The organism is Ensifer sp. 22460, assembly GCF_052044935.1.
Taxonomy (GTDB): Bacteria; Pseudomonadota; Alphaproteobacteria; order Rhizobiales; family Rhizobiaceae; genus Ensifer.
In genome coordinates, this window is record NZ_JBQENZ010000052.1 from 1 (window position 1) to 22,157 (window position 22,157).

Sequence of the window (22,157 nt, forward strand, 5' to 3'; positions counted from 1 at the left end):
CACAAAATACCACTTTATGGAATTCACTGCGACGATGCGAATGACACTCCACACCGACTATGCCCTGCGCATGCTGATCTTCGCCGCGACGCGACGGAACGGCACATGCACGGTCAATGACGTGGCGCAAGCCTATGGGCTTTCACGCAACCACCTCCTTAAGGTGGCGCAGACTTTGCGCGACCTCGGAATCGTCGAAACGACGCGCGGGCGTGCGGGCGGCATCCGGCTCGCGAAGACACCGGAGGAGATCGCTGTTGGCGCGCTGGTGCGAGCGACCGAGGAGGAGTTCGCGCTGGCCGAATGCATGCAAGCAGGAGGGCACAGCTGCGTGATTTCGCCAGCCTGTCAGCTCAAGGGCATGCTGCACGAGGCGCTAGGCGCGTTCCTCGCCGTGCTCGACAAGTACACGCTAGCCGACATCGTGCAGAACCGGGCGGCGCTCGGCCCGCTGCTCGGTATCAATGCGAACGCTGCGTGAGACGAAGGGGGACTGGATGGTATCGGGATTGATGATTGCTGCGCTCCACATGCCGCATCCGCCGGAGTTCGCCATGCACCTGCTCGACCGGGCGCCGCGCATCGTCCATTGCGTTCGCCTTGCCATCGCCTTCGACGGCGGCAAGGGTTCCTTGCTCGTTGCGCCGACTGCGCCCGAGACGCTGTCATGATGGAAATCAACACCCAGCCGCTCGTTCTTTCCCGCGATGCAGCAGGCGAATTCCTGTTGCCGGCAGAGATGCTTGCGGCACGCTTCAACTGGCCGACGCAAACCTTGCGCGACCACATGCGCCGCGGCCTGGTCTCCTCCCGTGTGGAACGCGGGGTAGGAGAGGATGACGGCCGCTGGCGCCTTTCTGTGCGCTGCGGCAATAGGCGCTGGCAGGCAATCGTCGAGGCGGACGGCTCAGTCAGGACACAGCGCGTAGACGTTCTTTCCACAATCACACACACCGCGCAGCGGTAGAAACAGGCCACCAACGGCGATAGGCCGCTGACGTCCCGGAGGCAGCCTCTCTACGGTGGCCCGCCAACCAGCCTGGCTCTGCTTCGCCTATCCAGTGGAGCGCATTTAATGGGCGCCCGCCTCGTAGGTTACGCCCCTCCCACCCCTGAAACGGCTGCCTAGACAAAGATCATCACGGCCGCGTAGCCAATTGCAACCAGCACAAGCCCGACGACGAGCATCGGCATCAGGCTGCTGCCATTGAGATCTCTGCCGCTCACCTGCTCGCCAGAAAAAACCATAGGCTTGCGTACTTCGTCCGTGTCCATGGGCGCTCCCCGTTAATGTAGTATATCAAATACCACATTAACGCGAGGATGCTACGTGACAATGTACCGCTCTGCCACCGGGCGATAATCTTAGTGGCCAACGGCGAGCAGGAGCCATGTCGCGCCGATCAGCACATGTTTTCAAACGGGCGGATGAAACCGCCGTCGGCCTCCACGCCGCCTTCAACCTGCTGGTCGCAGCCGTGTTTCTGCCGCTGTCTCCCGTCGTCATCCGCTTGGTGGAGCGACTTGTCCCGGCACGCCGCGCCGCCGACGACCCGCTGGCGTCCCCGCGCCACCTCGACAGAAGGTCGCTCGAGCCACCGGCAATCGCCAGCAATGGGACGTGATACGCATGAGCGAATTGCTCGAGCGCATGTTCCTGATGTCGCTGACGGCGCTGCAATCCGGCCGGATGGGAGTCTTGAAGGAACTGCCTGCCCATGGGCGCCATCGAGACGGCGCCCCACATCTATGGTCGCGACGCAAATCTCAGTGCAGCTTGAACTCACCTGCAATACTGCGCCATTCGTTCGGTCGGATCAGGCGCTGATGGGTATAGCGAACGGAATGCAGCGGACCGTCGAGATTGGCTTGCCAGAAAACGAGGAATTTCTGCATTTCAGGAAAGTCGGGAGCAAGAGCCAGACTTAGGTCCGCAGAACGGATTCTAAATCGGGAATGCGGTAAAGGATATGCGCGGTGGTCAGTCCGTAGCCGTTTATTTGACGCTCGAAAGCCGATGAATATCGCATGCTTCATCTCCGTTACTCAATAAGCGCTAAGGTGGCGTAATTGTTCGCGGTTATCAACGGAATTCTCAGCGCAAAGCAGGGCTTTGTTGTTCCTTTACAGCACGTTAGCAGCCCCGCGATGCGAGTGCTAATTTTTTTGGTTTCACCCCTTGAATCCGAAAAGTCGTGAAACCAGATGATTTTGCGCAAGACGCTCATATGAGGTTTTGTACCCGTCCGGACTGGTCATCCGGTCCGGTGATGGGGGAACAACGTCACTACTGTTTGTCCATGGAGGAAAACATGTCTTTCCGACCGCTGCATGATCGTATTCTCGTCCGCCGGGTTGAATCGGAAGAGAAAACCAGGGGCGGGATCATCATTCCCGATACCGCAAAGGAGAAACCTCAGGAGGGTGAAGTCGTCGCCGTCGGCCCTGGCGAACGCAACGAAGCGGGCCAGGTCCAAGCGCTCGATGTCAAGGCAGGCGACCGCATCCTGTTCGGCAAGTGGTCAGGGACCGAGATCAAGATCGACGGGGAAGACCTGCTGATCATGAAAGAGAGCGAGGTCCTCGGTGTCCTCGAAGCCCAAGTCGAGCGCCAGCAGGCAGCCTGAGCCAACCACACCATAAATCCACCAGTCAAATAGCTGCCTATTGAGGAGTTAAGGAAATGGCTGCGAAAGAAGTCAAGTTTCACACCGATGCCCGTGAACGCATGCTGCGTGGGGTCGATGTCCTTGCCAATGCCGTCAAGGTGACGCTCGGCCCAAAGGGGCGCAATGTCGTTATCGACAAGTCCTTTGGCGCCCCTCGCATCACCAAGGACGGCGTCTCGGTCGCCAAGGAAATCGAACTGGAAGACAAGTTCGAGAATATGGGCGCGCAGATGCTGCGCGAAGTCGCCTCCAAAACCAACGATCTCGCCGGTGACGGAACGACCACGGCCACCGTGCTGGCGCAGGCGATCGTCAAGGAAGGGGCTAAGGCGGTTGCTTCCGGCATGAATCCCATGGATCTCAAGCGCGGCATTGATCTCGCGGTTGACGCGATCGTGAAGGAACTCAAGACCAACGCCCGCAAGATCTCCAACAACTCGGAGATCGCTCAAGTCGGCACGATCTCGGCCAACGGCGACGAGGAAATCGGCCGTTATCTCGCGGAGGCGATGCAAAAGGTAGGGAATGAAGGTGTCATCACCGTCGAGGAAGCCAAGACGGCGGAGACCGAACTCGAAGTCGTCGAAGGTATGCAGTTCGACCGCGGCTATCTCAGCCCGTATTTCGTGACGAATGCCGACAAGATGCGGACCGAATTCGACGATCCCTACATCCTCATTCACGAGAAGAAGCTTTCCAACCTTCAAGCCATGCTGCCGGTGCTCGAAGCGGTGGTGCAATCCAGCAAGCCGCTGCTGATCATTGCTGAAGATGTCGAAGGCGAAGCGCTCGCAACGCTGGTCGTCAACAAGTTGCGCGGCGGCCTGAAGATCGCAGCTGTCAAGGCTCCGGGCTTCGGCGATCGCCGCAAGGCCATGCTTGAAGATATCGCCGTTCTCACCGGCGGCACGGTTGTGTCTGACGACGTCGGTATCAAGCTCGAGAATGTCACCCTCGACATGCTCGGCCGGGCGAAGAAAGTCACGATCGAGAAGGAGAACACAACGATCATCGACGGCGTTGGCGCCAAAGCTGATATTGACGGCCGTGTCTCGCAGATACGCGCCCAGATCGAAGAAACCACGTCCGACTACGATCGCGAGAAGCTGCAGGAGCGCCTGGCCAAACTCGCCGGCGGTGTTGCCGTCATTCGTGTCGGCGGCTCGACCGAGGTAGAGGTGAAGGAAAAGAAAGACCGCGTCGACGATGCGCTGCATGCCACCCGAGCGGCAGTGGAAGAAGGTATTCTGCCTGGTGGCGGTGTCGCGCTGCTACGGGCGGTCAAGGCGCTCGACGATCTCCCTTCGGCCAATCAAGACCAAAAGGTTGGGATCGAGATCGTGAGGCGTGCGGTCGAGGCACCGGTTCGACAAATCGCTGAGAATGCTGGCGCCGAAGGCTCAATCATCGTCGGCAAGCTGCGCGAGAAAACGGACTTCCCCTACGGGTGGAACGCTCAGACCGGTGAATATGGCGACCTGTATATACAAGGTGTGATCGACCCGGCCAAGGTGGTGCGCACCGCGCTCCAGGATGCTGCCTCCGTCGCGGGCCTCCTGGTTACGACCGAGGCGATGATCGCTGAGAAGCCTAAGAAGGACGCCGCGCCAGCACTACCGGCCGGCGCAGGAATGGACTTCTAGAGCGATGGTTCAGGCCCGTTCTCCCGAGAGCGGGCCTGACGAAATCCAACCGACCGGCCCCACCGACTGGGCACCGCTGGATGACTGGCTGCTCAGGTTGGGAGTGGTGACGGAGCTATTCAGTGAGGTAGAAATGCAAACGAAGATGTTTGACCGGCCAGTTTACCTGCGTGAAAGGAAGGATCTGGTCCTCGAAATCACAAACCTGCACGATGCGATCGATTTCCTTGAGGAATGGTCTAAAGGAAATCGCGACATCATTCATGACGCGACCCTGAAGACGTGCTACCTGGCCCATGACGGTCACAAGCCCGTTCAGGTGGCGCGAGACGCCCTCCGCGCCTTCGCGAAGAAGAAGGGCATACTCGTGAAAGCTCCCGCGGTTCTGCCGTGGATGATCAAAGCGAAGTCCGGTGGCGGTCGAATCTCGCCGTGAACTGACCTTCCCGTGAGAGGCTGCGCTTGCGGCCTCTCCGCCTACCTCGTTCCCGACGATACATTATGCGATCCTTGCACTCACAGGTACATTCTGAAGTGCGACAGCTGCTCGACGTGCCGTCGCCACCATCCGTGAGATGCGGGAGGAGGTCGGTATCGTGCCGATCCGGACAGCAGCAGATCCTGTGATGGATCTGCAGACCACCGCGGGCGGCATCGAAAAACGAGACCGCGATACGACGAGGGCCGCGCTGCTCCACGCGGCCGGTATCCGGGCACTACGGATCATCCAGGCATAGGGCCTTCTCGATCCCAATTCACAATGGGATGTGGTCATTACCACCCTCGACCATAGCCCGATTTGGCGACGGTCTTGCCTTACCTTCCTTAACCGTTGGCTGGATTGACGTATTTGTGAGCGCCTCCGTTAAACTCGACCAAGTCGTTACGTGCGAATTCAACGATCCGCTATTGAAATATTGCGTCACAGCATTAATTGTGCATTGCAGCAATCAAGTCCGATAGCTGCCTAAGGCCGCTATGATAGCCATCCTGGCCGTTACGGCCTGGAGGTCTGTCATGCGCTCGCTGTCCAACACCCTCGCCCTTCTCAAACAATTCCGCACAAATCCGGTCGCGCCTCGCCGCGAAAGCCACCTGGCTCCATTCGAGGCCTTTGGATCGAACCCAGGCCAGCTCGAGGCAAGGGTTCATGTCCCATCCAAAATATCTCCGCGGCCGGCGCTTGTCGTGGTGCTCCATGGCTGTACTCAGACGGCGGCGACATACGATACTGGCTCGGGATGGAGCAAACTGGCCGACGAGAACGGCTTTGTCGTCTTGTTTCCTCAGCAGATCCGCACCAACAATGCCAATCTCTGCTTCAATTGGTTCCAGTCGAACGACATAGCGCGCGATCGAGGGGAAGCGCTTTCGATCCGCCAGATGATCGAGGCCGCCGAAGCACGCTATGGCATCGATGCCAGCCGGGTCTATATCACCGGCCTGTCGGCAGGCGGCGCTATGGCGAATGTGATGCTGGCGACCTATCCTGAAGTCTTTGCCGGCGGCGCAATCATAGCGGGCGTTCCCTATGGGACAGCGCACACGATACCACAGGCGTTCGACCGGATGCGGGCGCAAGGCATTCCCGACGGACAATCGCTTCAAAAGCTGCTTCGATCTGCTTCCAAGTCAAAGGGGCCATGGCCTTCAATATCGGTCTGGCAGGGAACCCAGGACGCAATCGTCAACTCGGCCAATGCAGACGCGATTGTCGAGCAGTGGCGGGGCATCCACGATGCAAAAGCAACCCCTCGATCACATATACAGCGACGGCTTGAACGCCTGGTCTGGGTAGGTGCTGACGGGACGGAGCGCCTACAGCTCAATCGCGTCAAGGGCATGGGCCACGGCACGCCAATCGACGTCAAAAGCGGTTACGGGCGGGCAGGACCCTATATGCTCGACGTCGGCATTTCGTCGACTGAGGAAATTGCGCTGTCATTCGGAATTGCAGCGCCATCTTTTAGCCACCCCACCCCTGGGGCCGACATTGACGTCCCTGCCCCCAACTCGCGCGGCAAAGCGGATAGCCCGCGTCGAGCGGTACCGGCGGACGGCATTCGTCGGACGATCGAAGATGCGCTGCGTGCGGCGGGCCTAATGCGCTAGGCGGGCGGGCGACGAGACCAAGTTGTCGCCGCTTGCCCTCTATGACGCGCCTTTTTATCTCGGCTCTGACAAGCTGAAGGACAAGTTTGCGATCGTCAGCGGTGGCGATTCAGGAATAAGACGAGTTCTGTTTGCGCGCGAGGGAGCTGACATCGTCATCCTCCATCTCGACGAAGACAAAGACGCCCAGGAGACTGCAGATGCCGTCGCGCGTGAAGGCCGGCGCTGCCTCGTTATCAAAGGTGATGTCAAGGATTCGAGGTGGTTGCGCCAAGGCCGTTGAGAAGGCGGCGTCGGAATTTTGTAAGCTCCACGTGTGTCAACAACGCCGCGTTTCAGGTCCACTCCTATGCCATTGAAGACCTCGGCGATGAGCACTTCGACGAGACCTTCTACGGTTACTTCCATATGGCCTAGGCCGCCGCATTCGTCACTGCCTGCTCCTAGCGTCCCCACTTCGCTCAGATCGGCCACGCGTCGTGGCCAACTGCTGACCCACTCGAGTTGGGCGAGGCATTCCCCCACGTGCGTCAGCACGCTCTCTGGATGCCGGCCTCACAGGAACGATTAGCACAGCAAAGTGAACCAGCCCCCAACCCGTCAGGATCAACGAAAACGGATACGCCATCGTCCATCCGAATTTCCGTTGCCGCGCCACAAGTGCGAAGCCCAAGCTTACCTGCCGTGCTCAACCGCATCCTGTAATTGCCTGACGAGTTCTGCAGTCCGTGGATCGTTCGGCTGGAGACCGGCGAGCGCCTTCGCAAACTTAAGCGTCTCGGCATAGCGTCCGAGTTTGAGACCAAGTTGAATGGCAGTGCCGAGCAGATTGGCGTCAGTTGCACCACCTACGACAGCGGGAGCGAACAGAGCGAAAGCGTCATCCGTTCGGCCAACTGCATCGAGCGCTATCGCCGCCGTCGCCCGATATCGGGAATTACCTGGATCCAGGCGCACTGCCGCTTCCAACTCCTCAATCGCATCCGGCATCGCCTTTTGACGAACGAGCGACAACCCGTGTCCATAGCGAAGGTCGGCCCGGTCCGGATTTGCCGCGACCGCCTCGGCATAAGCATGCTCGGATTTCTCGTTGTCACCGACGGCGCGGTACAGTTCGGCAAGATTAATGCGCGGGCCTGAAAGCGTCGGATCGAGAGAAATTGCCCGGCGGAAGGCCTTTTCCGCCTCGACCCTGCGTCTCTGTTCGAACAGGAACGTCCCATGGTTATTCTGTGTCTCGGCGCTGTCCGCGTTGGCTTGGACATAGGCACGCAGGTCGTCGACGGCGGCATCGAATGCGCGCCGTTGATCGCCGAGGAGGTCCAGTGACGGAGTGGTGCCAAGAGCCTTGGCCGCTGCCACGCGGACCGCTCGGGTTTCGTCTCCAAGCAGGACGCCGACCGCGTCCAGCCGCAGCTCCGGGGACAAGTTAGCAGCCGCCTCCGCTGCCCCCAGCCGAACGAGCGGATCCCGGTCTTCCGCTGCCGCCCTGACGTCCGCGGCCGTGGCGGCTCCGTCGAGCCTTGTCATTTCAGTAATCGCACTGCCCCTGACGATGCCAGGTTGTTCGCGGTCGGCCAAAAACCTGCGCAGATCGTCGGTTGCTGCACGATCGCCCTGCGCCGCTGCCGCGAAGGCGTGCGCAATCGTCGGGCGTTTCCGCCAGGCCTTGCCATACCACCTGTCCAGGTTCTCGGACGCCCAGGCGTTCGTTTTGCCCTCGTGGCACGACGTGCAGGCATTCGGCGTTCCGTACAGCGCGGAAAGGTCAGGGCGGGGGATGACGAAGGAATGGTCGCGCCGGGGATCCACCTTCATGTAGGTACGCTCCGGCATGTGACAGTTGACGCAAAGAGCGCCAGCGGAGCCGTGCGGGTGATGCGTGTGGGCCGGCGTGTCGAACGCCCCGCTCGGGTCGTTGCTTGTAAAGCGTTCGGGCGCAGTTTCGGCGTGGCACTGCGTGCATAGGGCGTTGCCGGCGGCTTTGACAGTACCCTCGTGAGGTCTGTGGCAGTCTATGCAGGTGACGCCTGCGTTTGCCATCTTGCTCTGCAGGAAGGAGCCATATTCGAACACCTCGTCGCGAATTTGCCCGTCTGGGAAGTAAAGATCGCTGCGAAGCAACGCTGGAGAAAAATGGTCGAGAAAGGATCCCCCTGGTCGATAGTCACCGACAAGTCTGCTGCGTCGCGCATGACAGGCGAAGCAGGTGTTCGCGTCGACCTTCGAGAGGCCGGAATCTGTCGCCGCCGTTGCAGCATTTGCCGCCTTGGCTCTGGCCCATTTGAGATGCCTTGCACCGCCCCCATGGCAGGACTGGCAACCAATGCTCGTCGCCACGTAGGAGGATTTATATTCGTTCGTCTGCGGATCGAAATTGGTGCGCGTATCGGTGGAATGACAGTCGATGCAGGTACGGTTCCAGCGATAAAACGGACCCGTCCAATGAAAGGTCGAGCCCGGTTTTGCCGCACCGCCTTCGCCCAGCCAGAACCACGCCTGCTTTTTCGTGTCCCAGGCGATGTCGAGAGCCTGCAGCCTGCCACCGCCGAGATTGACCAGATACTGCTGGAGAGGCTCATAGGCGAACGTGTATTTGACCTCGAAGTCCGCCGGCTGGCCATCCGGTCCTTCGGTGCGGACGAAGAAGCGACGGTCTCGGCGGAAGAAGTCCGCCGCAACGCCATCACGCTCGAACCGGGTGTTGTTGAAATCGGCGCGCACGGATTTATCATCGGCAAGGGCCATCGCCTTGGCGTGGTGCGATTTGGCGAATGCGGCGACCTGTTCGGTGTGGCAGGACGTACACGTCTTTTCGTCGACGAATCCATCATGGGGAGCGACCAACGGGTCAGCGGCAGGAGACGGAGACGTCTCAGCGGCGGCAATCGGTGCGGGGAACACAAGCGAGGCGCCAAACAACAAGGCTGCCCGAATAATTGCCGATGAGTGGATAAGCCCCGTCAATCGAAAGCTCCGTATCGTTCCGGAATAGGGGGCGCGCTGACCCGGCAGCGCGACCAAAGCATCTGGCATAAAAGCAACCAGAAAGGCCCAATCAGCCTAGCGTTCTCCACTGGGAACGGTTGCATTCGCACTGATCAGGCCAACCACCCAGCTTAGTAGCAAGGCGGGTACGGATAGTAGCCGCATTGCGGCGGGTAGTAATACGGATTGGCTGCTGCAGCGCCGACGGCGGCGCCAGCCACCACTCCCGCGGCAACCGCACCACCGCGATACCAAGCCCCGTTGTAAACGGGGGCATGCCAGTAGTTGCCTCCGACATGGGTGACGTTGACGTCGTTGACACGCGCGGAGCTTGCGTGGAACCCGCCCGCGGCCAGGTCCCCACCGCGGAAGCCACCTCCGCCAAAGTCCGCACCGCGGAACCCACCCCCACCAAAGTCCCCACCGCGGAAGCCACCTCCGCCAAAACCGCCGCCGCCAAAACCACCGGCGAAATGATCGATGAAAACCGCAGCGGGTCCGGCCGCACCACTCAGACTTCCTTCCAGAACGGCAATATCGAATGTGAGCGTAGTACCTTCCAGCTTTGGAGATTTCAGAGTGACCACGACGTCACTGACGTCCGAGCCGCCACCTCCCAGCACCGACACCGTTGCGTTTGGAGGGTCGATGGCGAAGTTGTCCTTGCCTTCATCCCACTGCATGATGAACTGTTCGGTGGTTACATGTCCGGCGGCCCGCACCGGTCGATCGGCAAAGACAATCGAATTTGCCGACACGCCAGTCAGAACCAATTTGTCACCGTCGATCTTAGCGCCATCCGAGTTGATGACTGCAAGTGACGGCACCGGACCGGTGGGCGCGACCGTTCCGATCGCCTTGCCCAGCGGCACATGCTGCTTCTTGGTGGAATCCTGGGCGAGTGCAGCAGTTGCTGCCAGTGCCAGGCCTCCAACAACGGCTATCAAGCCGGCGATATGATTGGGTCTCATCGTGGATGTCCTTCGAGTTTGGGATAAGCGGCAGGGCCGCCTGTCCTGATGGCCTCATGAACGTGGATGGACATTGACTACACAAGAGTGTCGCACGCGATGCACACAACGCAGTTTACTTCTTCGGAAAGATCTCTTTCCAATCCGCCTTCATGTCGACCACGGTCCATTTGTTTATCGCCGCCGCATCAAGCGCCTCGTCGAGGCGGCCGAATTCGGTGTCGCGGTCGTAGGCGTATTCGCGTTCGGCATCGGTGTGATGAATGAGCATGCCGAAACGGACGCTCCCACCCGTCATTGTCGTCCATTGCAGCATTTCCAGATCGCCGTCGGAATTGCCGAAGGCGGCGATCGGACGGCGGCCGATATGTTCGTTGATACCGACCGGCTTGCCGCTCTTGTCATCGATGAAGTTGACTTGCGGCAGACGGAACAGGGTCGGCGTGCCGTCTCGCATCTCGAACTGAGTCTTGATCGACGATCCGACGACCTGCTCGGGCGGGACGCCGTAGATCTGCTCCGTCCATGGCCGCATGAATTCGATACCGCCACCCGATACGATGAAGGTCTTGAAGCCGTTGTCGCGGAGATAGGCGAGCAGTTCGATCATCGGCTGGTAGACGAGCTCGATATAGGGTTTCTTGAACTTCGGATCGCGCGCCGTGGCGATCCAATCGGAAACGACCTTCTGGAACTCGTCATTGGTCATGTCCGCATGGGTCTCCATGATGAGCTCCACCAGGCCCTTTTCGCCCGATGCAGCCAGCGCCTTCATGTCGCCCTCCAGAACTGCCTTGAACGGCTGGGTGTCCTTCCATTCCGGATGGGCGGCAGCCTCGGCCTTCACGCGGTCGAGCGCGAAGGCGAGCTGGGTATACATCGGATGTTCGACCCACAACGTGCCGTCATTGTCGAAGACGGCGATGCGCTCCGGTTCCGGAACGAAGTCGGGCGAGTTCTCGGTGGTCACCTTCTCGACGAACGCGACGATGGCCGCTTTCGGCGCGGTGTCGCTCCATGAGGGCAGCGGATCGGTCTGGGCCTGTGAAGGACCGCCGGAGCAGGCGACGGCGATCGGAACCAGTATTGCCACAAGCGTTACGAACAATCGGCGACGGCCGAGGTCGAAATGATGGAACACTCCCATGTCGTGTCTCCTGTTGTTGGCCGAGCAGTTGCCGCGGTAACGGCAAGCGCTTTGGGGGTCGTTCCGCTACTTTCCCGTGAAAAATACCGAGCGATCCGCAGCGCGTCCGGTTGGCAGGCGGCCGTCCTGGGCCGCCCCGCCATGTCGTACGCCCATTGGCGCGTCAGTCGTGACCGGTCTTCATTTCCCGGACCTGCTGCATGACCTGCTCCAGATTGTAGCTTGCCGGGTCCTGCATCGGCGGGAAGTCGACGTAGGTCTCAAGGTGCCTCAGCCACAACTGCTGCCCGATGGGCAGCATGTTCCAGTCATAGACATAGGCCGTCGACGGAGAGGCGATGGCGCCGCCCATGCCGAACAGTGTCTTGATCTGCTGGCCGACCGAAGTTTCGAAAGGATCACGCTTGATGTTGACGACCTGCGTCCAGGAATAGGGCTGCACGCCGGAGATAAAGCCAGCAGGGTCGTCCGACACCATCGCGAAGTACATCTTCCAGTTCTTGTATCGCACTGCCGACGGCTCCTTGCCGGAGTAGTACAAGAAGTGGTCGCGCGCGGATTTTTCCGACTTGCCTTCCAGGTAGTCGCGCTGGTTGACCCCGTCGAGCGTGGTCTTGGCGATGCCAGGATACTCGCCCTTCTCGATCCGCGCCTTCAGCTCGTTGCCCTCGGGGCCGCCGGCAATGTCGACCAAGGTGGGCAGCCAGTCGAGAGCGGCGAACATCTCGTTCTTCACCGTTCCGGGCTCGATATGCCCGGGCCAGCGTACGACCAGCGGCGCGCGCATGCCGCCTTCCCAGGTGGACAGCTTGCCGCCCTTGAAGGGGGTGGTGCCGCCGTCGGGGAAGGTGATCGTCTCGGCGCCGTTATCGGTGGTGAAGACGATGACGGTATTGTCGAGCTCGCCCATCTCCTCGAGCTTTTTCAGCACGTAGCCGATGTTGTCGTCCATCTGCTTCATGCCGGCTTCGTTGACGCCCCAGTCCTTGCCGCCAGGTTCGCCGACCATGGCCAGGTACTTGTCCGGGAGCACGGTCGTGATGTGCATACGGGCCGGGTTGTACCAGACAAAGAACGGCTTCTTCGTCTTCTCGGGATCGTTGCGGTCGAGGAAGTCGATAACCTTGGCCGAGATCTCCTCGTCCACGGTCTTCGATCGCTCCAGCGTCAGCGGGCCCTGATCCTTGCAGCTTTGGTTCGCCGCCGTCCCGTCGGAGGATGTGCACGCGAGCATCGGACGCGGTGGCGTCAGGCAAGTCGTCGTCTTGGGATCAACGGCCGCGGGATCCTCCGCAAGTCCTGGGATCGGCGTGTTCTTGCAAGGCGGCGCGAGTGTCTGCTCGGTCGGTGTCCTGTTGATATCAGGGAAGCTTACTCCCTGCATGGCGTCGAGGTGATACAGATACCCCCAGAACTCCTGGAAACCGTGCGCGGTCGGCAGGGATTCAGTGTGATCTCCGAGATGGTTCTTGCCGAACTCGCCGGTGTTGTAGCCGAGATCGAATAGGAACTTGGCGAGCGAAGGCGTGCCGGTCCGCAAGTAGGACGGGCTTCCGGGAATTTCCGGTAGGACCATGCCGACGCGCACCGGCTGCATGCCGGTGAGGAAGGCAGTGCGTCCGGCCGTGCAGCTCTGCTCGGCGTAGTACGTCATGAACTTCGCACCCTCATTGCCGATGCGGTCAATGTTGGGCGTTTCTCCCACCGCAATGCCTTGATGATAGATGCTCGGCTGCATCCAGCCGATGTCGTCGCCCATGATGAACAGGATGTTCGGCTTTCTCGTCTCCTGAGCTTGCGCCGGGGCGATCGCGCCCCAGAGAAACGCCACAGTCGTCAACGCACCGAGACTGTAACTAAGGCTTTTTCGGATCATTTTCAGCTCCTCCGGTGAATACACATCTCCCGTTCGGAAGATATCCGTTTGCGGTGGCCTTCGCGCTGGAGCGCCGCGCGTTCAAGGGGGAGCGCACAAAGGACACTTTGGACGCATGGACGACAATCCATCGAAATTTGGCGACCGCATGAAAAATCTTGCACCGACGGATGCGCCGGAAGCACGCCGGAGCATTCGCGTCTGCTGTCCGTTGAAATTGGAATTACGCCCAGTTCACGTAATCGCTACTTACGCGAACGCCACTCATCGCACCGCAGCTTAGTCGGGAACGCGCCTCAGCGATATTGTCCTTTGGGGCAACGCGCAGGATTTGGCGCGGCGCGCCCGACCAGTCATCGCATTCGATGTCGAGGCAGGACGCAGGGCAGTAAGGGTTCGGCAGACAGGCCGCTCCACAATATCGTTCTAGAACAAAGAGGCGACCCCGGTGCTCTGGGGCCGCCGCGAGAAAGTCAGTTGCCGGTCGGGATCGGAATATTGACGCCCTCCTTTGCGAGTGAGTCCCGGACCCACTGGAAGCGCTCATAATCCGAAAGTGTGATGGGACCATTGTAGGTCAGGCTCTGCGGCTTCCGCGGTGGATACTGCACGTATGTGGCCATGATCTTCTTCAATTCTTCGCCCATGACCACGCCCATCCAGGTCCGCTCCGTAAAGTTGTTCATAAAAATGTCGTAGCGTTCCTGCGGGTCCTGCCACAGGTCAAACACCTGAGGCACGGTGGCGACATATTTCTCCGCGCCCTTCCAGCCGAGGTTCGAGTCGACGGCCAGGCCACCGGTCGAGGCTCCGTCATCGCCACGGATGTTGAACGCGAACTTGTAGTTGTTGACGCGAACCGCTCCGGGGGAGAGCTCGTTCTCGGTAAAGTAGAACCATGATTTGCGCGCAGACTTGCCGTTGCCAAGAAGGATCGGCGACATGTCATAGCTGTCGAAGATGATTGGCTTGTCTTCCCGGTCCTTATCGGGCAGCGGCACCCCGCCAATTGCGGCGAATGTCGCCATAAGATCGAGGCCGCCGACGATGTCGTGATTCTTTGCCCGCGGCTTGATTTTGCCGGGCCACACGGCGATCGCGGGAACGCGATTGCCGCCCTCGCGCAAGGTGCCCTTGCTGCCGCGGAACGGCGTATATCCGGCATCCGGATAAACGTCCTGCCAGGCTCCGTTGTCCGTCGTGTAAAAGACCAGAGTGTTATTGTCGAGACCGGTTTCACGGAGCTTGTCCATGATCCTGCCGATGTGCGTGTCGAGTTCCACGACTGAGTCCGCATATTTGCTCTTCGATAGGGACTTGTGCTGGAACTCGGGAGCAGGAAGGTTCGGCTGGTGCACCTTCATGAAATTCACGTTGATGAAGAACGGTTGATCGGGCTTCTTGGCAGCCGCATCAAGGAATTCGAGTGCCGCCTTTTCGACATAACCGTCGAAATAGGGGATGCCGACAACGCCCTCCTTGCCGTCGATCACCGGCGTGTCGACGTACTGGCCGTTGATCTTGAAGTCCTCGGTCACCGGCCCGCCGGCTTTGCCGGACAGCGCTCCTTTGGTCACCTTCTGGAACATGGCCCTGAGTTCCGGATCCATGTCCGGGAACCAGGTCGGATCGGCATAGGTGTAGGCGTTGAGGTGGTAAAGACCGACATATTTCATTTCGTCGTAGCCCTGTGCGGTGGGCATCGCATAGTCTGCCTCGCCAAGATGCCATTTGCCGGTGAAATAGGTTTGGTAGCCGCCTCGCTTTAGAACCGACGCGAGCGTCCATTCGGCTGCCGGCAGACCACCACCCTGGCCCTGGAAGGCCACGGTGGTCATGCCGCTGCGGTTCGGAATTCGCCCGGTCTGCATGGCTGCGCGGCCAGGCGTGCAACTTGGCTGGGCATAGAAGGAAAAAAACGTCATGCCTTCGTCGGCCAATCGGTCAATGCTAGGAGTTGGCATGCCGCGACCTTCGCCGCCGCCATAGGGACCCAGATCGCCATAGCCCGTGTCGTCGGAGACGATGAAGAGAATGTTGGGCTTCGTTTGTGCTTCCTGGGCTTGCAGGGGGAATGCGGTACACCAGAGAACGGTTGAAGCAGCCAATGCTCCAACGCCGCAGATGATCCTACGCTTCATTTCGAGTCCTCCGTTGAGATCTCCGGTCGAACGGTGATTCACCCAGGCGCACGGAGACAAGCGCCGCGGTGCGCTTACTCACTCAAAATCAATCGAAACAACTGGAGCAATATCGAAATTCTGACGCCTCTCGATCGGAACGGCATCCAGCCCGAGCCTCCGTGCAGGTTACGAACGACACTCGTGGCGAGCACCCTACCGAACGGTGAGCCGCAGCGATATTGTACCTTGGGGCAACCATTACAGATTGTGATCTTCTTGACTCCATTGGGTGAGTTGTAAGGGCGACGCGGCTTTGCTATTTGTCGATGAGCTTCTCGGGGCAAGGGATGGGCTTGGTGCGCAATTGGAGGACACGATCGCGCCGGCTCGGGTGGCGAGCGGCTCTCTGCTGCATATTTCTTGTATCGATTGCTGCGGTGCCATCCGCGTCCAAGGAGATCGTGGGCCGGGATCCACGTGTTCTCATTCTCTACCCATATGACGAACGAATAGCCGCGACGACCGCGGCCGGAGAGGCCGTGAGGACGCGTCTGCTCGACGCGACCAAAGGAAGGATCGATCTCTTCTCCGAATTTCTCGATCTTTCGAGATTTCCGGAGTCGGAGCACGTCGGCCGAATGGCCGGATATCTTTCGGCCAAGTATGCGGATCGTCGCCCTGATGTGGTGATTGCGCTCGGCGAAGAATCGGCGCGGTTCATCTCTGCGAACCGCAAGAACCTTGCGGACGGTGCAAGGATAATCGTCGCCGGCTTCAGCAGATCCACCGCCGAAGAAATGGGCCTGCCCAGCGATGTGGTCGGAGCCTTCAGCGAGTTTCACATCGTCAAGACTGCGGAGATGGCTCGTGGACTCCAGCCGGCGGCGCGTCATCTCTTCATTATCGGGGGATCATCAAAATTCGACCGTTCGTGGCTCGCCACGGCGCGGGCCGATCTTGCGGCTTTTTCGAAGGATTACCAAACGACCTACCTGGAAGGCTTGGCGATTGACGAGTTCATCAGGCGGGCCGCCGAATTTCCAAGTGACAGCATCGTCCTGGCGCTAACGATCTTCAAGGATCGCGACGGCCGCAATTTCATTCCGCGTGAAGCGGTCAAACAGATTTCGGAGACTGCCAGCGCCCCGATCTACGGTCCGTATCTCACTTATGTCGACTACGGTGTCGTCGGGGGCAGCGTGGTCACGTTCGAGTCGCTGGGAAAGACAGTGGCCGACCTCGCGCTCGATGCCATTGCTGGCAAGCCTGTTTCCAGTCGCGAGTCTCCGCAAACCTATGTTGCAGACGCGAGGCAGCTCCAACGCTGGGGGTTGTCGCAGAAGAACCTTCCTCTGGGCACAAACCAGATGTTCAGAGAGCCGACCTTCTGGGAACAGTACTGGCTCGCCACAGTCACCGCACTTGCCGTTATCATGGCACAGGGCACCGTTATCTTCGGACTTCTTGTCGAACGCCGCCGCCGCCGGGCCGCGGAGACCAACTCACGCCATCGTCTCCTCCAAGTGGTTCATCTCAACCAGTCCGCGACCGCCGGCGCGCTCTCCGCGTCGATTGCCCACGAACTCAACCAGCCGCTGGGTGCCATTCGCAGCAATGCCGAGGCGGCGGCAGTCATCCTTCGGTCCGAGCGGCCCGATCTCAAGCTGATCGAGCAGATCCTTGTCGACATTCAGGACGACGATCAGCGCGCACATGACGTCATTTCGCGGATAAGGGGTCTTCTTAAGAAACGCGGCGAGATCGACTGGCAGGAGTTCGATCTCAATGACGTGACGATGAGCGCGATCAGGATCCTCCATGGCGAGGCTGAGCGAAGAGGCGTTGTTGTCAGTTCCAACCATGCCCCACGGGAGCTGCCGATCCTAGCCGACCGGGTTCACGTCCAGCAGGTCATTCTCAACCTCGCGACCAACGCGATGGACGCAATGCTGGACGTGGTCACGACCGAAAGGAGGCTCATGCTTGAGACAGCGCTGACGAGGGAATCTAAGGTGGAGCTGTCGATTTCCGATACGGGCAGCGGCATCCCCGACGAACAACTCGCCAGTGTTTTCGAGCCCTTCTATACTACCAAGCCGTCCGGGACAGGGCTTGGACTTTCGATCGCGCGAGCGATAGTCGAGACCTACGGTGGCAAGATCTGGGCGGCCAACCGTCCGGAAGGCGGAGCAGTTTTCCGCATTGTGCTGCCTCTCGCACGAAGTGGGTGAAGCAATTGGAACCCGTCGTTCATATAGTCGATGATGACCAATCCTTCCGCACTGCACTTGGCAGGCTGCTCTCGGTGTCCGGTTTCCGCGTCGCCCTCTATGAATCCGGCGATCAGTTTCTCGCGCAGTTTCCGGACTGCGAATATGGCTGCGTCCTACTCGACCTTGGTTTGCCCGGCCTAAGCGGATTGGAACTGCAGGATAGGCTGGCCGAGAAAGCGCCGCTGCTGCCGATCGTGTTTCTGACGGGGCAAGGCGACATCAGGACAAGCGTTCGAGCGATGAAGGCTGGCGCTGAGGATTTCCTGGAGAAGCCGGCCCCGAAGGAGGCTCTGCTGGAGGCCGTCGAGAGAGCGTTGCACCGATGCGAAACGCGGCGTCTGGAGCAGGATCGCATTGATGGGCTCCGGGCGCGTCTGGTGAACCTGACGCCGCGTGAACGCGAAGTTTTTGGCCTGATCGTCCGCGGCAAGCTCAACAAGCAGATTGCCTATGCGCTCGGTACCTCCGAACGGACGGTCAAGGCACACCGTCACAACGTCATGGAAAAGCTGGGGGCGCGGTCGCTGGCGGAGACGGTGTCGATCGCCGAGAGACTAGGGCTTGTCGATGCCACGGCGGATCCGCTGCGACGGTAGCTAACAAAACTGACCGGGCGCTTCACCAAAGGACAATAGCCAGCCCTCGACGTCGGTCATATCGTCATGATCGGGGCTGGTCATGCTTTTCGCATTGGCTCCAGAAAGGCGTCAATTGGAAAGCCCACCCCGCACAGTCGCTGTCATCGAAGACGATCCGAGCATGCGCAGGAGCGTCGAACGATTGTTGAACGCAAATGGTTTTGCGACCGAAGGACATTCGTCCGCGGAGGCCTTTCTCAGCCGTGCCAATGCAAGCCGGATTGGCTGTGTGGTGCTCGATATCCACCTGGGTGGCATGTCCGGCGTCGAGCTCTGGCACCGCCTCAAGGCCTCCGGAGTCAATCTTTCGGTCATCTTCATAACCGCCGTGGAGGATGAGGCCCTGGAACTGGAGGCGGTCAAGTCAGGCTGCGTAGCGTATCTGCACAAGCCGTTCCCAGCCGAATTGTTGATCAGCGCCGTCAACAGAGCATTGACCGCTTCGTCAGGCGATTGAAGAGGTTGGACCCGCTTCTCCAAGGGGCAATAGGCAGGGGTTGTATTTTGGCGCATGGCATGAGGGTAACGGAGAGTGCATCGCGGCAGGCAATAGGAGCGGCGATCAGACGCTAACATTGCGGCGTTTCGGATCGATAGCCAACACGTGGAGACGCAGCATGAAATGGCTCAAATTTTGGCGGCGAATGCGCGAAGCATTGGCGATTGGCTCCTGTCTAGTTGCCAACGCGTTGCCTGTCGGAACAGCATCTGCGCAGCAATCGACGCCAAACATCCTCTTCGTTCTCGCCGACAACATCGGCTACGGCGACATCGGCGTCTACGGCGGTGGGGAGCTGCGCGGGTCGCCGACGCCGCGCATCGACCAGCTCGCCGCAGAGGGCCTGCGGCTGACGCAGTTCCTGGTCGAGCCATCCTGCACGCCGTCGCGCGCCGCATTGATGACAGGTCGCTATTCCATCCGCTCCGGGCTATCGCTGGTCGCGGTCGCAGGCACGCCTTTCTCGCTGCCGGACAAGGAAATCACCATGGCGGAAATGCTGCACGACGCCGGCTACGCCACGGCGATCTTCGGCAAGTGGCATCTTGGCGCCCAGGTCTATAGCCAGCCACAGAACCAGGGCTTCGACGAGTTTTACGGAATCCCTCCTGGTGACACCTGGGACGCGTTCGGGATGATCCGCCAGGGCCATCAGACCAAATCCATCGACGTCCCGCTCGACAAGGGGCCGCACATCGTCGAGGCCAAGCGGGGAGAGCCGGTGAAGCTGGTGAAACCCTATACCGAGGAAGTGCGTCGCGGGATCGACTGGGAACTGGTGGACCGCGGCGTCGATTTCATGAAGCGCCAAAAGGCGGCCGGCAAGCCGTTCTTCCTGTATCTGCCGATCTCCCGGACGCATTTTCCGAACCTGCCCTCGAAGCGCTTCGAAGGAGCTTCCCGCATTGGCCAGTTCGGCGACTCGCTGATGGAGGGCGACGCGATCGTCGGCAAGATGCTTGACGCACTGAAGGATCTTGGCATCGAGGAAGACACCATCGTGGTCTTCGCCTCCGACAATGGGCCGGACGGCCCCGGAGCAAGCCGCTTCGGCACCGACATGCCGGACATGGGAACGACCGGTCCCTATCGCGGCGCGCTGGGCGACGTCAGCGAGGGCGCGATCCGCACCGCCGCGGTGATTCGCTGGCCGCAACGGATCAAGCCGCGATCCTCCTATGCGATGTTCTCGATCATGGATTTCTTCCCGACATTCGCGAAGCTTGCGGGCGGCAAGGTGCCGGATGACCGGCCGTTCGACGGGATCGACCAGAGCGACCTGCTGCTCGGCGACAATGACAGCGGACATCGCGAGCATTTGCTGACCTTCGTCGGTTCCGATCTGGTCGCCGTCCGATGGAAGCAATTCCGGGCCTATTTCGCCGACGTGGCGCCCGGCCGCAGCGGCCCTGGCGGCGCAACGCTGCTGGGCGGCGTGGGAAGCAGCGCGGCGCCGATGAACGGCTACCCAAAGGTGTTCAACATCGAGTCGGATCCGCACGAAGAGCACAATATCGGCGAGATGTACAACTGGGTCCTCGGCCCGGTGTTGAAAACGGTGGAGGAATACAAGGCGAGCCTCGCGCGGTCACCCAATCCGCCCGCCGCGAACATGACGAGGTTCTGAACGTCAATACGTTTTGAAGGCGGGCCTTTTGGTTTGAACGCGATCATAATGCCACCGACGGCGTCACGCCTATGTAGTTCGAGGGCCGACTAAGGAAAATAGGTCGGTTCAGCCGCTCACCGCTACCAGTGGATCGCATTGGAGAAGAGGCCGCCACCTGAGAAATGATAGCGCCGCGCTAGGGACGATAAGTATGCCGACGGACGCCAGATCGAAAGAATCGCGTGATGAAGGGAGACGCAAGGACTCCCGGCTCGAAAGATTGCTCTTCCGCCTGGAGGCCCAGCGCATCTGCCTCGAATGGGCCTTCAGAGAGATAGCCGGCCGTCCGGGCATTGTGTTCGAGATGGGTCTGGGCCACGGTCGAACCTACGACCACTTGCGCATCCATCTGCCGGAGCGCGAGATCTATGTGCTGGATCGCGAGACCGACTGTTTCGCCGACTGCACGCCGCCACAGAATTATTTGTTGCTTGGCGACATCGAGGACACGCTTGCTGCCGCAGCCACCCGCTTTGGCGGACAGGTGATCCTGGCACATGCGGATATGGGTTCATATGTCGAAGCGAATAATATTGCGACAGTGCCAAACTGAGCCGATGCCTCCCGGCGGTCCTTTCGCCGCATGCCATCGTCCTGTCCGATTTGCCGCTCGAACTCGCGGGGACCCGTTCGCTGCCGCATCCACCGGGCGCGCCCCAAGACACGTATTTTCTCTACGCCAATGGGCCCCGGTGATCCGCTGGCCGCAACGGATCCAGCCGCGATCCTCCTACGCGATGTTCTCGATCATGGACTTCTTCCCGACATTCGCAAAGCTTGCGGGCGGCAAGGTGCCGGACGACCGGCCGTTCGACGGGATCGACCAGCGCGACCTGTTGCTCGGCGACAATGACAGCGGACATCGCGAGCATTTGCTGACCTTCGTCGGTTCCGACCTGGTCGCCGTCCGCTGGAAGCAATTCCGGGCCTATTTCGCCGACGTGGCGCCCGGCTGCAGCGGCCCTGGCGGCGCAACGCTGCTGGGCGGAGTGGGAAGCAGCGCCGCACCGATGAACGGCTATCCGAAGGTGTTCAACATCGAATCGGACCCGCATGAGGAGCACAATATCGCTGAGATGGTCCTCGGGCCGGTGTTGAAGACGGTGGAGGCCCTGGATGATCCTAAGACGCACCGACCTTAGCCGGTCAGTGAAACTTACAGATATCGTGGCCGTCGATCCTACCAGCGGCCGGCAAGTTCAGACGACTTCCCCTAAGGACAATATCGCTCGGTGGAGTTTCGCGTAATCTCAGCTGCGACGAGTTGCTTGAGCAGCCGCGCTTGGTTGCCGCTTCGGTCACCAGCGCAAAACCTAGGAAGGAGCATGACAATGAACCGTATTGCGACTTTTTCTATGATTGCCAGCCTCTCCGCCCTGAGCTTCGTTGGAATCGTGCACGGTCAAGGTGCCGCAATGGACTGGCCCAAAGAGATTGAGCAAACTGTGCGCAGCTACAGCGGCGACAAGATCAATGTCGTCGATGTAAGCACACTTGCGGAGCAGAACCAAACGCGCATGTGGGTCGAGCATGCCACGCCGGAACAACG

The 22,157-nt window shown here is 60.1% G+C and carries 21 protein-coding genes and 2 pseudogenes; 16 read left to right on the forward strand and 7 right to left on the reverse strand.

Annotation, left to right across the window (positions count from 1 at the left end):
- The 3 genes from ACTJKM_RS35060 to ACTJKM_RS35070 all read left to right on the forward strand — a co-directional run.
- Window positions 1-481 (forward strand): RrF2 family transcriptional regulator (locus tag ACTJKM_RS35060; protein WP_440661849.1); only part of this gene is annotated, 481 nt, incomplete at its 5' end.
- 16 nt (window positions 482-497) lie between these two features.
- Window positions 498-671: a hypothetical protein gene (locus ACTJKM_RS35065; RefSeq protein WP_440661850.1), complete on the forward strand. Its 174-nt coding sequence runs from the start codon at window positions 498-500 to the stop codon at window positions 669-671.
- Window positions 668-967: a DUF6522 family protein gene (locus tag ACTJKM_RS35070; RefSeq protein WP_245296027.1), complete on the forward strand. Its 300-nt coding sequence runs from the start codon at window positions 668-670 to the stop codon at window positions 965-967. The genes ACTJKM_RS35065 and ACTJKM_RS35070 overlap by 4 nt, the downstream gene beginning before the upstream one ends.
- 158 nt (window positions 968-1,125) lie before the next feature.
- On the opposite strand, the gene ACTJKM_RS35075 is transcribed toward ACTJKM_RS35070, so the two are convergent.
- On the reverse strand, window positions 1,126-1,275 hold the full coding sequence (locus tag ACTJKM_RS35075; protein ID WP_197423405.1) for a hypothetical protein: 150 nt from the start codon (window positions 1,273-1,275) through the stop codon (window positions 1,126-1,128).
- A 116-nt stretch (window positions 1,276-1,391) separates the two neighbouring features.
- Between ACTJKM_RS35075 and ACTJKM_RS35080 the strand changes: the two genes are divergently transcribed.
- The gene (locus ACTJKM_RS35080) at window positions 1,392-1,625 is read left to right on the forward strand and encodes a hypothetical protein (RefSeq protein WP_440661851.1); all 234 of its coding nucleotides are present in this window, start codon (window positions 1,392-1,394) and stop codon (window positions 1,623-1,625) included.
- 142 nt (window positions 1,626-1,767) lie between these two features.
- Here ACTJKM_RS35080 and ACTJKM_RS35085 read toward each other — a convergent pair.
- Window positions 1,768-2,030, reverse strand: a pseudogene (locus ACTJKM_RS35085) (aspartate-semialdehyde dehydrogenase).
- Between the two features lie 282 nt (window positions 2,031-2,312).
- On the opposite strand from ACTJKM_RS35085, the gene ACTJKM_RS35090 reads away from it, so the two are divergent.
- The 5 genes from ACTJKM_RS35090 (at window position 2,313) to ACTJKM_RS35110 (ending at window position 6,707) form a co-directional block, all read left to right on the forward strand.
- The gene (locus ACTJKM_RS35090) at window positions 2,313-2,627 is read left to right on the forward strand and encodes a co-chaperone GroES (RefSeq protein WP_058328616.1); all 315 of its coding nucleotides are present in this window, start codon (window positions 2,313-2,315) and stop codon (window positions 2,625-2,627) included.
- A gap of 56 nt (window positions 2,628-2,683) precedes the next feature.
- Window positions 2,684-4,312, forward strand: coding sequence for a chaperonin GroEL (gene groL / locus ACTJKM_RS35095; RefSeq protein WP_440661852.1), 1,629 nt, complete (start codon window positions 2,684-2,686; stop codon window positions 4,310-4,312).
- A 133-nt stretch (window positions 4,313-4,445) separates the two neighbouring features.
- Window positions 4,446-4,748 (forward strand): DUF982 domain-containing protein, encoded by a 303-nt coding sequence (locus ACTJKM_RS35100; RefSeq protein ID WP_058328615.1) that lies wholly within the window; start codon window positions 4,446-4,448, stop codon window positions 4,746-4,748.
- 581 nt (window positions 4,749-5,329) lie between these two features.
- Complete coding sequence (locus tag ACTJKM_RS35105; RefSeq protein ID WP_440661853.1) at window positions 5,330-6,424, forward strand: extracellular catalytic domain type 1 short-chain-length polyhydroxyalkanoate depolymerase; 1,095 nt, start codon at window positions 5,330-5,332, stop codon at window positions 6,422-6,424.
- Window positions 6,425-6,446: 22 nt separating this feature from the next.
- Window positions 6,447-6,707, forward strand: coding sequence for a hypothetical protein (locus ACTJKM_RS35110; protein ID WP_113514697.1), 261 nt, complete (start codon window positions 6,447-6,449; stop codon window positions 6,705-6,707).
- Window positions 6,708-7,099: 392 nt separating this feature from the next.
- Here ACTJKM_RS35110 and ACTJKM_RS35115 read toward each other — a convergent pair whose 3' ends face one another.
- The 5 genes from ACTJKM_RS35115 to ACTJKM_RS35135 all read right to left on the reverse strand — a co-directional run bounded on the left by ACTJKM_RS35115 (window position 7,100) and on the right by ACTJKM_RS35135 (window position 15,547).
- Complete coding sequence (locus tag ACTJKM_RS35115; RefSeq protein ID WP_440661860.1) at window positions 7,100-9,346, reverse strand: tetratricopeptide repeat protein; 2,247 nt, start codon at window positions 9,344-9,346, stop codon at window positions 7,100-7,102.
- Window positions 9,347-9,543: 197 nt separating this feature from the next.
- Window positions 9,544-10,383 carry a hypothetical protein gene (locus tag ACTJKM_RS35120; RefSeq protein WP_113514699.1) on the reverse strand — a complete coding sequence of 280 codons (840 nt, stop codon included), beginning with the start codon at window positions 10,381-10,383 and terminating at the stop codon, window positions 9,544-9,546.
- Window positions 10,384-10,498: 115 nt separating this feature from the next.
- Complete coding sequence (locus ACTJKM_RS35125) at window positions 10,499-11,530, reverse strand: HAD family hydrolase (RefSeq protein WP_058328606.1); 1,032 nt, start codon at window positions 11,528-11,530, stop codon at window positions 10,499-10,501.
- Window positions 11,531-11,693: 163 nt separating this feature from the next.
- Entirely contained in the window at window positions 11,694-13,406 is a 1,713-nt protein-coding gene (locus ACTJKM_RS35130) for an arylsulfatase (RefSeq protein ID WP_440661854.1), read from the reverse strand.
- 473 nt (window positions 13,407-13,879) lie between these two features.
- Entirely contained in the window at window positions 13,880-15,547 is a 1,668-nt protein-coding gene (locus tag ACTJKM_RS35135) for an arylsulfatase (protein WP_440661855.1), read from the reverse strand.
- Between the two features lie 329 nt (window positions 15,548-15,876).
- On the opposite strand from ACTJKM_RS35135, the gene ACTJKM_RS35140 reads away from it, so the two are divergent.
- The 7 genes and pseudogenes from ACTJKM_RS35140 to ACTJKM_RS35170 form a co-directional block, all read left to right on the forward strand.
- On the forward strand, window positions 15,877-17,760 hold the full coding sequence (locus ACTJKM_RS35140; RefSeq protein WP_440661856.1) for a sensor histidine kinase: 1,884 nt from the start codon (window positions 15,877-15,879) through the stop codon (window positions 17,758-17,760).
- Window positions 17,757-18,398 (forward strand): response regulator transcription factor, encoded by a 642-nt coding sequence (locus ACTJKM_RS35145; RefSeq protein WP_113514703.1) that lies wholly within the window; start codon window positions 17,757-17,759, stop codon window positions 18,396-18,398. The genes ACTJKM_RS35140 and ACTJKM_RS35145 overlap by 4 nt, the downstream gene beginning before the upstream one ends.
- A gap of 82 nt (window positions 18,399-18,480) precedes the next feature.
- The gene (locus tag ACTJKM_RS35150; RefSeq protein ID WP_440661857.1) at window positions 18,481-18,897 is read left to right on the forward strand and encodes a response regulator transcription factor; all 417 of its coding nucleotides are present in this window, start codon (window positions 18,481-18,483) and stop codon (window positions 18,895-18,897) included.
- A 160-nt stretch (window positions 18,898-19,057) separates the two neighbouring features.
- On the forward strand, window positions 19,058-20,566 hold the full coding sequence (locus ACTJKM_RS35155) for an arylsulfatase (protein ID WP_440661858.1): 1,509 nt from the start codon (window positions 19,058-19,060) through the stop codon (window positions 20,564-20,566).
- Window positions 20,567-20,759: 193 nt separating this feature from the next.
- Window positions 20,760-21,161, forward strand: coding sequence for a class I SAM-dependent methyltransferase (locus ACTJKM_RS35160; protein WP_440661859.1), 402 nt, complete (start codon window positions 20,760-20,762; stop codon window positions 21,159-21,161).
- A gap of 139 nt (window positions 21,162-21,300) precedes the next feature.
- Complete coding sequence (locus ACTJKM_RS35165; protein WP_440639691.1) at window positions 21,301-21,750, forward strand: hypothetical protein; 450 nt, start codon at window positions 21,301-21,303, stop codon at window positions 21,748-21,750.
- Window positions 21,751-21,939: 189 nt separating this feature from the next.
- Window positions 21,940-22,157 (forward strand): annotated as a pseudogene (locus ACTJKM_RS35170) (hypothetical protein); the annotation flags it as partial.